13 protein-coding genes are annotated in these 13,582 nt (G+C 38.4%); 7 read left to right on the forward strand and 6 right to left on the reverse strand.

Annotated features, from left to right (window positions below; translation table 11 throughout):
* The first annotated feature begins 60 nt into the window (after positions 1-60).
* From OCI93_RS00280 to OCI93_RS00300, 5 genes are all read left to right on the forward strand, one after another.
* Complete coding sequence (locus tag OCI93_RS00280) at positions 61-2,175, forward strand: winged helix-turn-helix domain-containing protein (protein WP_261625534.1); 2,115 nt, start codon at positions 61-63, stop codon at positions 2,173-2,175.
* Positions 2,176-2,437: 262 nt separating this feature from the next.
* Positions 2,438-3,070, forward strand: a complete 633-nt coding sequence (gene pnuC, locus OCI93_RS00285; protein ID WP_261592665.1) for a nicotinamide riboside transporter PnuC — start codon at positions 2,438-2,440, stop codon at positions 3,068-3,070.
* 36 nt (positions 3,071-3,106) lie between these two features.
* A complete protein-coding gene (locus tag OCI93_RS00290; RefSeq protein ID WP_261625535.1) occupies positions 3,107-3,487 on the forward strand; it encodes an MmcQ/YjbR family DNA-binding protein in 381 nt (126 codons plus the stop codon).
* Between the two features lie 89 nt (positions 3,488-3,576).
* A complete protein-coding gene (locus OCI93_RS00295; RefSeq protein ID WP_261625536.1) occupies positions 3,577-4,602 on the forward strand; it encodes a S41 family peptidase in 1,026 nt (341 codons plus the stop codon).
* Between the two features lie 275 nt (positions 4,603-4,877).
* Positions 4,878-5,324 (forward strand): Hsp20 family protein, encoded by a 447-nt coding sequence (locus OCI93_RS00300; RefSeq protein ID WP_261592528.1) that lies wholly within the window; start codon positions 4,878-4,880, stop codon positions 5,322-5,324.
* Positions 5,325-5,463: 139 nt separating this feature from the next.
* On the opposite strand, the gene OCI93_RS00305 is transcribed toward OCI93_RS00300, so the two are convergent.
* The 3 genes from OCI93_RS00305 to OCI93_RS00315 all read right to left on the reverse strand — a co-directional run bounded on the left by OCI93_RS00305 (position 5,464) and on the right by OCI93_RS00315 (position 10,038).
* Entirely contained in the window at positions 5,464-6,393 is a 930-nt protein-coding gene (locus OCI93_RS00305) for a bile acid:sodium symporter family protein (protein ID WP_261592527.1), read from the reverse strand.
* A gap of 70 nt (positions 6,394-6,463) precedes the next feature.
* Positions 6,464-8,797, reverse strand: coding sequence for a TonB-dependent receptor (locus tag OCI93_RS00310; RefSeq protein ID WP_261625537.1), 2,334 nt, complete (start codon positions 8,795-8,797; stop codon positions 6,464-6,466).
* 65 nt (positions 8,798-8,862) lie between these two features.
* Positions 8,863-10,038 (reverse strand): helix-turn-helix domain-containing protein, encoded by a 1,176-nt coding sequence (locus OCI93_RS00315; RefSeq protein ID WP_261625538.1) that lies wholly within the window; start codon positions 10,036-10,038, stop codon positions 8,863-8,865.
* Positions 10,039-10,171: 133 nt separating this feature from the next.
* Here OCI93_RS00315 and OCI93_RS00320 point away from each other — a divergent pair, with 133 nt between their 5' ends.
* Positions 10,172-10,858, forward strand: coding sequence for a hypothetical protein (locus OCI93_RS00320; RefSeq protein WP_261592524.1), 687 nt, complete (start codon positions 10,172-10,174; stop codon positions 10,856-10,858).
* Positions 10,859-11,183: 325 nt separating this feature from the next.
* Here OCI93_RS00320 and OCI93_RS00325 read toward each other — a convergent pair whose 3' ends face one another.
* Positions 11,184-11,870, reverse strand: coding sequence for a substrate-binding periplasmic protein (locus OCI93_RS00325; protein ID WP_261625539.1), 687 nt, complete (start codon positions 11,868-11,870; stop codon positions 11,184-11,186).
* A 205-nt stretch (positions 11,871-12,075) separates the two neighbouring features.
* Here OCI93_RS00325 and OCI93_RS00330 point away from each other — a divergent pair, with 205 nt between their 5' ends.
* Entirely contained in the window at positions 12,076-12,582 is a 507-nt protein-coding gene (locus OCI93_RS00330) for a hypothetical protein (protein WP_261592522.1), read from the forward strand.
* Between the two features lie 62 nt (positions 12,583-12,644).
* On the opposite strand, the gene OCI93_RS00335 is transcribed toward OCI93_RS00330, so the two are convergent.
* Positions 12,645-13,004, reverse strand: a complete 360-nt coding sequence (locus OCI93_RS00335; protein ID WP_261592521.1) for a RidA family protein — start codon at positions 13,002-13,004, stop codon at positions 12,645-12,647.
* Positions 13,005-13,343: 339 nt separating this feature from the next.
* The gene (locus tag OCI93_RS00340) at positions 13,344-13,478 is read right to left on the reverse strand and encodes a hypothetical protein (protein ID WP_261592520.1); all 135 of its coding nucleotides are present in this window, start codon (positions 13,476-13,478) and stop codon (positions 13,344-13,346) included.
* Positions 13,479-13,582: the final 104 nt, after the last annotated feature.

Here is a 13,582-nt window from a genome sequence, read left to right on the forward strand (position 1 = left end):
TATGAACTTAGCGGTAGACTGGCATGGTCATAAAAAATCACAATGCTAAGCTTTTGAATTATGGATGAATTAAATTTCCCTTTTACTAAATCGCCTAACTATATGGTTGCAGATAAGCGTGTGTGCTTTCAATCAGCTGAGGTATCTTTTGGTGATAAGTCTATAAAACTTGAGCCACTCCCTTTGGCTGTTTTGTACTATTTAATACAGCACGCAGGAGACGTGGTATCTCGTCAAGCCTTGCTTGAGCATGTATGGGGTAATCGACAGGTCAGTGATGATGCTATTCGACGGGTTATAAAAAAAGTACGCTTTGCGCTCGAAGATGACGCCAAAGAGCCTAGATATATAAAAACCATTCCAATGCAAGGCTATGCGCTAATCGCGCCAGTGCAGCTTGTAAAAGGCTCGGGTAATACGCAAAAACATAACTTGGGCAAGCAAGATAAACGGTTTTTTTACACCAAATTGCTATGGATCACAGCGGCTTTGATCGTACTTATTTTGCTAAGTAATTGGTTTTTTTATGAGCAAAAAATTCAAAAGAAAAGTACTGAAATACTTAACGCGGATGCAATACAAATTGAGACGCTAACAGATATGTCCGGCTCAGAAATGAGTGCCAGCTACCACCCCAAACATGATACTTTGTTATTTATATACAGAGAAAATAACGATAGCCCCTATGCGCTGCACCGTAAAAACCTTACGACGGGTTTAGTGCATAGATTGTCTTTTGATCGCGACAACTATTTATCCGTGTTTTTTTCAAATGATGGGCAATATGTTGTATACAATAAAAATACACCCACTGGCATGAAAAGTTATATTGCACGCTATGCCAACAGTGGTTTGCACGAAACAAAGCTTCTTAACTTTGCTACTAATGGTGTTTATCCGGTCTCATTTGGGGTTGATAACGATACCTTGTACGTCAGTGCCTTATCATCAGGCAGTAATAGTTTAAGGCAGCATGCCATTTATCGTTACTCTATTAGTCAAAACTTGTTACAACAAATGACTTTTCCATTCGTTAAAGGGTATGGCGATTATGCAGCTCAACTCTCCCCTGATGGACGTTATTTGGCATTGATCAGAAACGTATCTGAGCGACGTTATCACTTATTAATCCATGATTTAGAGCAACAAAATATTGTTAGTGAAGTTAACCTTGGCTTTTTTGCATCTCATTTGGTTTGGCTCAAAGATACACCAGATAGATTAGTACTTAGCAGTTTTAAAGGTGATGTGTACTACTTTGATATGCGCACAGAACAATTGGTTGAGCAATCAGGGAGTGCGCCTGGACTAAATGACGCTTTTTATTCATGTGGTAAAAAATGTTTGTTTATGCGTCAACACCGCATGAATTATAAGGATATTCAGGAAGTTAAAAACCCATTTAGTGAAACTGATATAACTTCACTGGCGTATTTTCCAGATTCAAATGCTGATTTTAACCCTATTTATAACAACGCTGGCGATATGATGTATTTCACCAGTAAAAATGAGCAACGTGCATATATAAAGTCTATTGATACCAAAGGTCAGCAAAGGGTGCTATATACATTTAACGCCAGACATATCGTAACTCGCTTATCTCTAAACCCTACAGGGACAAAGCTTACGGGTAAAATAGAAGAACGTATCTTTGTGTTGGATATTAAGTCTAAACAGTTTAAAAAAATTAGCCTAACGGAAGAGCAAGTGGGAGTGCCGCATTGGGGCCGAGCGGGTCAGAGTGTTTATTATTCGCGTCTAGAGGGCGTGGATACTGTTTTGTATCGTTATAACCTGCATACCAAAAAGAAAGAAAAAGTAGAACATGGTATTAGTGAAAGAAAAGAATTAACCAATGGCGACAGTTACTTACTCGATAGCGATTATACGTTGTGGCTAGAGCGCAAGGGGGGAGAAAGGGTCTCGTTAATGGCGTTTGATCATTTGAGTTCATTAAATTGGCAAGTACATGATGACTATGTGTATTGGAGTGAAACTGGACAGCTCAATGTCTCTCTTAATCGTCTTGATGTGAACTCAGGACTAACACAGCAACGATTATTGTTTGAGAATAGCTGGGATGTAGAGTTTAGTTTGCACCCTAGCGGCGATAAAATATTGGTTTCTCATTCTCTGCTTGCTGATAGCAATTTAGTTAAAGTGCAGTGGCCATAAGGCTGTGGTTGTAGTTTACAAAGTACTACCAGTGTACAAATTATAAAAGCTACAGAGAAAGGGATCACACGTTGTTCATATAAGGTATGATCTCTTTAGAAGTTGAAAAAATAGTGCTATTTAGGCTGTTATGGCATGCGTTATTGCTTCACGCAAATTTTTGAATATTTGTTGCATATTAATTAGCGCTCAATCGCATAAAGGAATTATCTAGGGTGAGTGGTTCCTTATAACTATCGAGAAGTAGAACATGCATGAGTTTTTGAACTTTTTACAACACGTTATTAGTGGTTTTCAAGCTATGTCAGTGTGGGAATACTTAGCAGTTGTATTGTCAATTGCTTACATGTTGCTTGCGATGAAACAAAGCGCTTGGTGTTGGGTTGCGGGCGGATTAAGTACTTTAATTTATACCCTATTGTTTTTTAATGGTGCTTTGTTAATGGAGTCATTGCTGAATTTTTTCTATTTGGCAATGGCTGTGTATGGCTGGTGGCAATGGCGTCAAGGAGCAGTAACAAGTGCAAAATCCATACAGGTTACGCAAAGCACATTACTGGTGTCATCTTGGTCTGTAGCCAAGCACAGTAAATTAATCGTGCTTACCTCTTTATGTTCGTTAGGCGTGGGTTATGTGATGGACAACCATACCTATGCAGATTTCGCTTACTTAGATGCTTTAACGACTTGTTTTGGTGTGGTTGCTACCTATATGCTTACCAAAAAAGTGTTAGAGAACTGGTTATATTGGGTTGTGATTGATGCCGTTTCTATTTATCTTTATGTGTGTAAGGGTTATTTCCCCACAGTCATTTTATTCTCATTTTATACTATATTAGCAGCTGTAAATTATAGGCAATGGCACAAATCATTACACTCAAGCACTAGTAAATAAACAGCAAAGACCAATTTTATATGACAAGGAGAGGTAATGGATCGCCATCAAGTACATCAATATTTTATGAGTAAGCCTGAGGCAACAGTCAGCCAACCATTTGGAGAGGGAGTCGATGTTTATAAAGTAAAAAACAAGATGTTTGCTACCTTAGCGTTAGGTAAAAAAATGGGGGATGTAGAGAGTCAACTTTGGCGAATTAACCTCAAATGTGACCCCGATGAAGCGCATGCATTGAGAGATATATTTTCGTCCGTATTACCTGGTTATCACATGAATAAACGATTATGGAATACAGTATTATTAGATGGCTCTATACCTAGCACAGAGGTTGCACGGATGATTGATAATTCTTATTTGCTCGTTGTGAAAAAAATGCCTAAAAAGGCGCAAGCATCTTTGTTGCTTCATTTATAAGGAAAAATATACCAGTATTTAATAATGGAAAAGGAACGTAATATCAATTGAGTTGGTCTATAGGGTCATAACAAAAATAAGGCAACCCTATGAAATCGTATTACTATATTCTTATACTTACATTATTTTGGGCCCATAAAGGGTTATGTAATGGCGCTGATAAATCAAATCAACACTTTGAAATGCTTACACAGTTACAACAGAGCATACAACTTCATTATGTCGAAGTGCAAAATATTCCCAGCATTATAAATGCATTAGATACTTTAGCTCAAAGCAAGTCATTTAAATCAGCCACCTCTAGTAAGCAGTTACTATCTATCATTAATAATGAATTACATAAATTTGATAAGCACTTGAGTATGTCTTTTGTGCCGAGTTCAAATAAAAAATCAACAACGGATGAAACTATTTATGAATCTTGGCTTGATAAGTTAGCACGTAAAAATTATGGTTTTGAGCGGGTTGAAGTATTACCGGGTAATGTGGGCCTACTGTCATTTTGGGGCTTTGCTAATGTAACCAAGCAAAGTAAGCGAAAAGTAGCAGCAATAATCACGTTACTTGAAGACAGTGATAGTTTAATTATAGATTTACGAAATAATGGTGGTGGCGACGCTACCATGGTACAGCTGATTAGCAGCTATTTTTTAGAAAAAGATACGCACTTAAATAGTTTTTATTCACGAGATAGCGGCTTAACAAGTGAGTTTTGGACAGTACCTGTTAATGGTAAAAAACGACCTAAATTACCTATTTATATTTTAACTAGTAATAAAACGTTTTCGGCTGCTGAAGAGTTTGCATATAATTTTAAGCACTTAGGACGCGCAACAATTATTGGCGAAAATACCAAAGGAGGGGCGAATCCTTGGCGTTTTGTTAATTTACCAAATGGTATTCGAGTTGCTATGCCAACGTCAAAAGCAATTAACCCAATAACTAAAACTAACTGGGAAGGTGTGGGGGTGAAACCCGATATTAAAGTAAAGGCGAATCAGGCGCTTGAGGCAAGTTATACTATTGCTTTAGAGCAGTTGCGTGAAAAAGCAAAGAATAAGCTAAAGTTACAAGACATAATGCAGGCACTAGAAAACACCTCGAGTATTGACTAGTGGGTTTATTTTGAAGATTACTTTATTGAAGTGCAGGTACATTTGCATAATCGGCTTTCAGTCTCATTCTGAGCAATAAGATAATTATAATTAATAATCAATTAGTTAGTTTTTTTTTGACATAATCCTCTTGAAATCGTTTTGGCTCGTCCATAGATAGGTATGTAAGGACGCCGACAGGGTCCTTAATTAAATTAACTATTTGTTTTAAATGCTGTTTATTGCTTTTTTAAAAGAGTAAGCAGCGACGTTATTGCTCTATGAGGATACATATTATGCAAACATTCGATCTATCTCCACTTCATCGTTCATTCATTGGTTTTGATCATTTAACATCACTGATGGATGCTGCTGCAAAAAATGAAAAGCAGCCAAGCTTTCCACCGTACAACATTGAAGCGCTGGACAAAGACAAGTATCGAATTACGATGGCAGTCGCAGGCTTCACTGAACAAGAACTTGCTTTAGAGTCTGAGGGTAATACTTTATTAATTAAAGGCGAGAAACAAAGTAAAGCGCCAAATAAAGAAGCTAAATTTATTCATCAGGGTATTGCACAACGTAATTTTGAGCGTAAATTTCAATTGGGTGATCATGTCAAGGTGCTGGGCGCTGAACTTGAAAATGGGCTTTTAGTTGTTGATTTAGAACGTGAAATACCAGAGGCGTTAAAGCCGCGTAAAATTTCAATTGGTTCGGGGCAGTTGCTCGAAAATAACTAACTTTCTTCCTTCCCTTACATGTTGATTATTCTATTGAAGCCGCACATAGTGCGGCTTGTTTGTTACTGTGATTTACACGAGTAAGTGTCGATATAGACACTATTTTATACCAATTTTATTAAAACATTTTTTAACTTTGTTAGGAGTGTTTGTCACTCTTATTATATAAGTCTGTGTTACTCCAAATACCTGCTAATATGGAGCCACTGATATTATGCCAAATAGAAAATAACGTCCCAGCGATGGCTGCCGTTGGCGTGAAAAATTTCATAGCAAGTGCAACCGCCAGTCCTGAGTTTTGCATTGCGACCTCAAAGGCAATTGTGCGGCATACTTGTTCATCTTGGCCTAAATATTTAGGCACAAAATAGCCCAACAATAGTCCCAGAGTATTATGTAATACTACGCCAAGGAGCACTATCAGGCCGACGCTTTGTAGCTTATCATGATTTAGGGCGACGATAATGGCGATGATGATGACAATCGCACTCATAGAAAACAGTGGTAATTGTGGTTTTATTATAGCTAATGGTCTGGCAAAAAAATGATTAAAGAGCACACCTGCAACGACGGGAAGCAAGACTATTTTCAATAAACTGCTGAGCATCGCGAGTATGGGAATGTCTACAACCTGCCCAATCAGCTGAGAAGTTAAAAGCGGCGTTAATAATACGCCCAGTAGGGTGCTTATTGCGGTCATAGAGATAGATAGTGCGACATCGCCTTTGGCTAAATAGCACATTACATTGCTTGCTGTACCACCTGCCACTGTGCCAACTAAAACCATACCAATTAAAAGGTCAGTATCAAAGTGCATTAAGCTGGCAAGCGTAAATGCCAACAACGGCATTACCGTAAACTGCAGTACAACCGCAATCCATACCGCTTTTTTATTTTTGAATACTCTTGCAAAGTCTTTTGTGGTGAGTGTTAGCCCCATCGTGAGCATAATAAACATTAACAAGGGAATGATGGCTGCTTTGTAGTCAATAAATAAAGTTGGAAAGAAAAATGCGATAGTACTGAGCAAGATAGCCCAAAGTGGAAATATGTTAACTGTGGCAATCATCGTGTTCTTAGTTCATTTGATTATTACTGTGCTGTAGATAGTATCTTGAGAAATAAAAATTTACTAATTCTTAAAATTGATAACTCAATGACAAACCAGCTTGGCGCGGGGGGGCTAAATAATATTCGGCAACACCAAATGCGCTCGTAAAATCATTTGCACCAATGACATGGTACTCGTTTGTTAAGTTGCTTACAAAAGCACTGACGTTAAGCTGTTTACTAATGGGGTATTGAAGATAAAAGTTGAGCAGCGAAATAGAGGTTTGTTTAGCATGCACATTGTTGAATACATCATTATACACTTCATCTCGATACGCCCAGCTAAGTCTGGTGGTTAGCAATTTATCTTTATTAAGTTGCCAATCTTTTTTTATACTTATTGCAGCGGTCCAACGCGGTGTTTTGATAAGCTTGCTATCAGTGGTGACTTCAGTTGCTGTGCCAACGTCGGTAAACTTAGCATCTGTGTATGACATACTGGCAGTTACATTAATTGAGGCGCTAATCTGGGCTTCGACTTCCAACTCCATTCCTTTAGTGCTTGTATTACCAACGTTATCGATAAAAATTTCAACGCCAGAATTTTCATCTGACTCCCCGCCTCGCAGTTGCATATCTTTATGTTTAATTAAAAAGGCAGTACTGTTAATACGCAATTGATTATCAAACCACTGTGAACGCATACCTAACTCAAAAGACGTTAGGTATTCTGGTTCAAAAGGGCGCGCAGACACAGCGGTGTTAGCAACACCATTAAAACCACCTGACTTGAACCCTCTTGATGCATTGAAGAATATCATTGAATCGACGGACTGATTATATTGTATCCCCAGCAAAGGTGAGAATACACGCCAGCTTTTTTCAATAGCACCTTCTGGACTTTGATCGGTGCGGTTAATTGCAATAATATTAGCCACATTTAGATGCGTGACAACTTGTTGTTTCTTATTTTCCCAAGTTAATCTTCCGCCTGTAGTGAGTGTCCATTTAGGGGCTAATCGATAATTTGTGTGGGCAAATAACGCCAGGCTTTGATTATCTACCTTGTTATTAAACGTATTATCTAAATCAAGCCCTATATTTAAAGGATTGTTTGGCCCACCTATGCTTGTTGGACTAGATAGTGAAGAGCCATCCATAGGGGCTGGGAGTGTCTCTAGCCCTAAAAATAGCCCTTCTAGAAAGACAAACCGAAAGTCATAGCTAATACGTTCATCAATAGTAAACAGCCCCAATAACCATTTGAAGTCATCGTTTTGGTTGCTGGATAAATTAAATTCTAGAGTGCGTTGGCGTTGTGTTTGTTCATCGTGGGTGAAGCCAATATTAACGGGGTTATTATCAAAATCACGACCATAAGTCGCATCTAATGAGCGGTAACTAGCAATAGTTTTAAGGTGCAGCTTATCCGTGACTCCCCACTCAATGGTGCTGCGATAGCCAGTTTGATTGAGTCTATTTTCATTTTCTGTCGTGGCTGCACTTAAAAAGGGGTCATCAAAAATTTGTAGAGGGGGGAGAGTATTAATCGCAGAGGTATCGTTAGCGATTGAGTTAAAAAGTGAGATAAGGCTCGCATCATCATTTTTTTTGCTCAGTACTGACGCAGCAGTACCATTATGTTGTAGTTGCCTATCTATACTTAGTTCAATATTCAATTTACTGGAGTGTTTATACCTTAGCTTTGCCAATAAACCTAACTCATCTTGACCGCCTTCAAGCTCGCCATTTACACGTTTCACAAACCCATCTTCGGTGAATTTAGCAACTGCTATGCGTGTTGCCCATTTATTATTTAGGGGCAAGTTAATTAATAATGAAGTATCGAGTCGATTATACTCACCCATGGTGACATTGGTGCTGATATCTTGTTTGTCACTCACTTTATTGGTTAACACATTAATAGCACCGCCTATGGAATTTTTGCCATACAAAGTACCTTGTGGGCCTCTAAGAACTTCTACCCTGTCAATGTCTAAAAAATTAATGATTGAGCCTGCGGATCGTGCATGATAAACACCATCAATATATAAACCAACGCTGGGATCGGTGGTGGGAATTGGGTCGACTTGACCGACTCCCCGTATTGTTATTCCTGCACAGTGTGTGCAACCTGAGTTTTCTCCTACGGTGGTGATAGTAATATTTGGAATAAAGTCAGCGGCATCTACTAAGTTATCTAAAGCGCGCTGTTCTAAAAATTCGCCCGACATAACAGACACTGAAATCGGCGTATTTTGTAAGTTCTCTTCAACTTTTCTTGCTTCAATGGTGACGTTAAGTAGCTCGGTTATATCAAGGGAAAACAAATCAACATCGCTACGGGCATTTGCACTTTCAATTGCAAGCTGCGCGAGCATGAACCAGCCAAATATTTGACCGACACGTGCGTTGAATCGCATGACTGTACCCTTATTTTTATTGCCCTATTCGGCAAGTATAGTTGTTATCGAACATCGCTGACGAACTATGGACTATGTTTTTTTTGAAACTGACTAGGCGTTTGCCCTGTCACGTTTTTAAATGCTTTATAAAAAGAAGAGCGGGCGTTAAACCCAACCGACATAGCAATTTCTAATACATTACTTTGACCTTCGAGTAATTTAACTTTAGCAGCTTCTATTCGAGCATGATTTATACATTCAAAAAATGACGTTTGCATTACTTGGCTAAGTGTTTGCGATACATATTGGCTGGGTTCATTTAAATGTTTTGCTAATTTAAATAGGTTTAAATGTGGGTCTAAATAAACCTGTTCGTGCTCTAATGCATGTTTTATCTTATCTGCAATCTTATTGGCATTTTTGTCAGACAATGCTGAGCGTTGATATGGGGCTACTTCAGTAGGTTTTTGAGTATTAACACCTTTTGGTTTTGCAGTATCATAAGTAGTTACAAAGCCAGGTTGTTGTTGTAGACCAAAAAAGCCCAGCCCCCAAATTGTGATTAGGCATAGCGCTTGTCCCCAGTGAGGTTCAAAAATGCGCATGTGGCTGTTGTCTAACAACAGTGATAAGCCACCCCATAGCCAATTAATAACTAATAACATAGTAATATAAATCAGCCATTTAATTTTTTTATGTGTTAAGTCGCTAAAGATGTTTTTAAGTTGTTTATGATACTTAATTGTCAGCGCTACTAAGTGATAAAGGTAGTAAATGGTTTGTATAAACCACACTGTTAGCGTGATCATGATTGAGATACTGATAAATAGCGTGAGTGGAGTGCTAGATACCTCATCACTGCTAAAGAACATGTGCTGTGTAACTGAGGCTGGTGTCAGTAATAAAGTTGCACTAAGCACGAGGCTAATGAATGCAGGCACATAATGTTTAATATAAACACCTTTAAATTGCCACGGTTCATCTGCGACAAGTGCGCCTGTATAAAGCCACAAGCTAGGCGATAAGACTAAAAAGCAAGGTGCTAATAAAGCGATATAAATTAATATATATTGCTCAAAAATAAAGAACACAATACCTGATGAACTTATTACGCTAAGGCTGATAAGTAAGATGAGCAGAGGGGTGTAAAACAATTGTTGTTTTAATTTTACAGCAATTGAGTGGATAGCAAAGCCACCAACACCTAGTGAAAGGGCTGAAAAAAGTATCTCAAACAAATTATTCGCTTCAATGTTCATTTTTTATATCTTTGAAATATATGATTTTATTTTTAATTCTATTTCTTTTTGTCCTTGCTAGGTGGCGTGGACGACTTAAATGCAGTGCCAGCTTATCATGTTGCTAGTTTAAATTGATGGTTTAGGAGTTAGCATGTTGCAATCAATTATTTTATACATTCATATTACTTTTGGCGTATTAGCTGTTGTTGCAGGGTATATAGCGCTATTTAGCGAAAAAGGAAAGCGTAAGCATATTAAAGCGGGTAATTGGTTTGTCGTTACTATGGTTTTAATGGGTATTTCGGGGGTTGTGGTTGCCTATTTAAAGCCAATGGATATTTCCGTTATTGCAGGCTTGTTCACCCTCTATTTAGTGATATCTGGAGTAGGCGTATTCAAGTTTGCCAATCATAGACGTTGTAAAGTGAATATCACTCTAATGATAGCGTGTTTATGCGTGGGAATTTATAGCCTAGTTTGTGCTTACTGGACACTGCAATCCGATACAGGTCTCTATCAAGGCTTTACTGCTGAGCCTTTTATTATGTTTGGTATATTGGCGGTTATTTGTGGGCTATCAGATATACGCTACATGACTGCGAGGGAGCTTAGTTATATTATGCGCTTGACTCGTCATATTTGGCGCATGTGTTTTGCTTTGTTCATTGCTGTTGGGTCGTTTGTTGGTCAAGGCTTACAAAGTTTTCCTGAGGAAATTCGCAGCTTTGCATTGGTTGAATATGCCGATTTAATTATTTTGCTTATTATGTTTTATTGGTTAGCGCGTAGCCGGGGTTTAGTATTGAATCTGAAAAATAGGGTAATAAAAGGTGGCTAGGGGCTGTTGATCTTTGCTGTGTGTTTTTGCAGCAGTCATTCGGGTATTTTGGCAAGGCAGAACCTGCGTCGCATAGTTATTCTATGTAAGTCAGGTGATAACGTAGAAAAAATGCTCGAGTGGCGCTGCCCAAAGGGTTCAACCAAAGGCTTCAACCAAAGGCTTCAACCAAAGGCTTCAACCAAAGGCTTTCACTACTTTGTCATTCGCAACTGACATAAATTATTATGCTGCATTACTCATTTCGCGTAATGAAAGCCTTTGATTTGAAAAAAATTCATACCTCAAAGATCAACAGCCCCTAGTAATTATCAATTTAATGTAGTCATGGAGATTTTATCTGGTTTAACTGCTGGTAACGCCCGTCTTGTTTCATCGTATGTAGTATTTGAGCGAGCTGCTTAGCAAGGTTGGGGTGGCGAGTTTTATTGATATAAGTGTGTAATTTAATCTTAACTAATGGTGGGGTATGAATTTTTATATCTGAAAATTTTACAGGTGATAAGTTCAGCAACCTATTTGCGGTTGCATGACTGGTTACTGTAATATCAGCTCTATCCATACTGATTAACTGTATTGCTTGATGAAAATCATCAACTAAAATTACGCCTTTAAAACGGGCCTGATTTTTGTCTAAAAATACCGTGCCACGCTCATAGGCAATAGTGTAACTTTGCATGCTTTGCCAGCCATTAACAATGATATGTTCTTTGCCGATGACAGACTGATCTACAATGGCTATTGCTTCAGTCACTTGCTCAAGGTTAGGTAGTTTAGCCAAATCTAAGTTGCTAATACGAAATAACTCACCATCGACTTTACCGAGGTTTGCCCAGCTTAAACTTCGTTTGTTAGGCAGTGTGACAACCGTGAGTGCAAATCCTAATTCAGCCAATGCCGCGTTTAAAACTTGATTTGTTTTTTGATATAGCGGTGTTCTTGGATCATTGGTAGTAGCCAGAGTAATGGGTATAAGTGGCACCGATTTGCCGCCTGCTACAGGAGAATGCATGCACAAGAACAATAACCAAGCCCATACTAGGGAGCAAAATACTTTCAATGTAGGTAATAAAATCGCATCTGAGGTATCAATGAGTATAGGCTGATTACATTTAGATTTTTAATTAGGGGGAAATAAAATGCGTGCCTAAATTGAGACTAAAGCTTTCTGCCACTTTGCCGTTATAAAGCAGTTAACAACCTTCTAAGGATAGACAATGAAAGTAAGTACTTATACACCTAGTTTTACTACAAAAAATAGTGAGCTTTATTTCAACAAGAAAGTTAAAAGTGACAGTGAAAATGAGCAAACTTCAGAGCATGCAAAGGAAGCTGTACTCACCCAAAAGTGGGATGAAATTGCAAGTGGATATAAGAAAAGCAATCCAGCATTCAAAGCAGATTATGAAAACCTAGAAGAAGCTTTAGGAGTAATCAAAGCGCAAATAGAGCGGCTTCAAGAACAGATAAATAAGTTAAAAACCTCTCCTATACAAAGGGGTTTACGTCTTAATTCTGAATATCAAAGTGAAACACAATTAGGGCAAATACTTCACCAACATATAGGTGCTCGAGAGTACCAAGACAGCAGTGAGCAAGCCCAAATAGATGCGCTTGAGCAGCAGCTAGGTGAATTTAAAGCACAAGAAGCGCAAATAAAAGCTAATATGTATCACATGATAGAAGAAGAAGGTAAGCGCTTAGAGCAAGAGCAGCGAAGATAGCGATAATTCCGTACCTTGCACTGCCAAGTTAGGGGTTGTTAATTAACAATGCATAATGCGATTTATTTGCTATTTTTTACAGCCGCAACAATTGATACTTCAACCAATAACTCAGGCCGAGCCATAGCCGCTTGCACACAGGCTCTTGCAGGAGCGTAGCCTTCAGGTATCCACGCATCCCATACGTCATTCATTTTTGCAAAATATTGCATATCACTGATATACACCGTAGCACTGAGCAGGTGATATTTGTCGCTGTTTGCTTGAGCAAGTAAGTCATCCACCTTAGCGAGCATAGTTTGAGTTTGTTCTGTAATATCCTGTGAGGCATCGCTGCATACCTGACCGCACAAATAGATAGTATTGTTGTGGGTTACAATACGGCTCATACGTTGGTTAGTGTGTTGGCGTGTAATAGTCATAAAGTTGTCCTTTAGAAAGCGTCGTTTTAACGCTAGGTGATACATTCTGCTTAACATGATAGCGCAGCTGCATGTGTTAAAGAATGTATCACTTAGGTTTTTGGGTTGCTAAGGTAGCATACTAATTTTATTAAAACATGAGTCATTTTAGCGAGTAAAATGACTCATTAACCGCGTTAAAAATGACTGATGTAGAATAGCGACATACCGAAATTTTTATCTAGCTAATAAGCCATTTATTTAATGTAATTGGTATAACTCGTTTTAGCTGTGGATAGCAAGTAACGTGAGTTACAAAGTACTTTCTATTTTAAAACGCTTATCCAAACCTGAGTTTAACTACTTAATATCTACTTCTATGGTGGTGCCATAATTACTGCCGCCCAGTACACTGACAAAATACCAACCTGTCTGCAGGCCATCTAAACGAAGATATTTGCTATTGTTGCTTAGTTGGGAGGTAAAGTCATACATGTGGCGACTAGGCCAAAATTATCCAGTAAAGATATCGCTACTGCCGGAACCATGCTGGGCATGGATCTTAATTTGGCTTGCTCACTTTGATATTAAAAGTGTGC

The organism is Pseudoalteromonas holothuriae (assembly GCF_945859825.1).
Classification (GTDB): Bacteria; Pseudomonadota; Gammaproteobacteria; order Enterobacterales; family Alteromonadaceae; genus Pseudoalteromonas; species Pseudoalteromonas holothuriae.

Coding starts and splice junctions, on each gene's coding strand:
- OCI93_RS00280 (WP_261625534.1), top strand. CDS start 61: ATGGATGAATTAAATTTCCCTTTTACTAAATCGCCTAACTATATGGTT.
- OCI93_RS00290 (WP_261625535.1), top strand. CDS start 3,107: ATGGATCGCCATCAAGTACATCAATATTTTATGAGTAAGCCTGAGGCA.
- OCI93_RS00295 (WP_261625536.1), top strand. CDS start 3,577: ATGAAATCGTATTACTATATTCTTATACTTACATTATTTTGGGCCCAT.
- OCI93_RS00300 (WP_261592528.1), top strand. CDS start 4,878: ATGCAAACATTCGATCTATCTCCACTTCATCGTTCATTCATTGGTTTT.
- OCI93_RS00305 (WP_261592527.1), bottom strand. CDS start 6,393: ATGATTGCCACAGTTAACATATTTCCACTTTGGGCTATCTTGCTCAGT.
- OCI93_RS00310 (WP_261625537.1), bottom strand. CDS start 8,797: ATGCGATTCAACGCACGTGTCGGTCAAATATTTGGCTGGTTCATGCTC.
- OCI93_RS00315 (WP_261625538.1), bottom strand. CDS start 10,038: ATGAACATTGAAGCGAATAATTTGTTTGAGATACTTTTTTCAGCCCTT.
- OCI93_RS00320 (WP_261592524.1), top strand. CDS start 10,172: ATGTTGCAATCAATTATTTTATACATTCATATTACTTTTGGCGTATTA.
- OCI93_RS00325 (WP_261625539.1), bottom strand. CDS start 11,870: ATGCATTCTCCTGTAGCAGGCGGCAAATCGGTGCCACTTATACCCATT.
- OCI93_RS00330 (WP_261592522.1), top strand. CDS start 12,076: ATGAAAGTAAGTACTTATACACCTAGTTTTACTACAAAAAATAGTGAG.
- OCI93_RS00335 (WP_261592521.1), bottom strand. CDS start 13,004: ATGACTATTACACGCCAACACACTAACCAACGTATGAGCCGTATTGTA.
- OCI93_RS00340 (WP_261592520.1), bottom strand. CDS start 13,478: ATGTATGACTTTACCTCCCAACTAAGCAACAATAGCAAATATCTTCGT.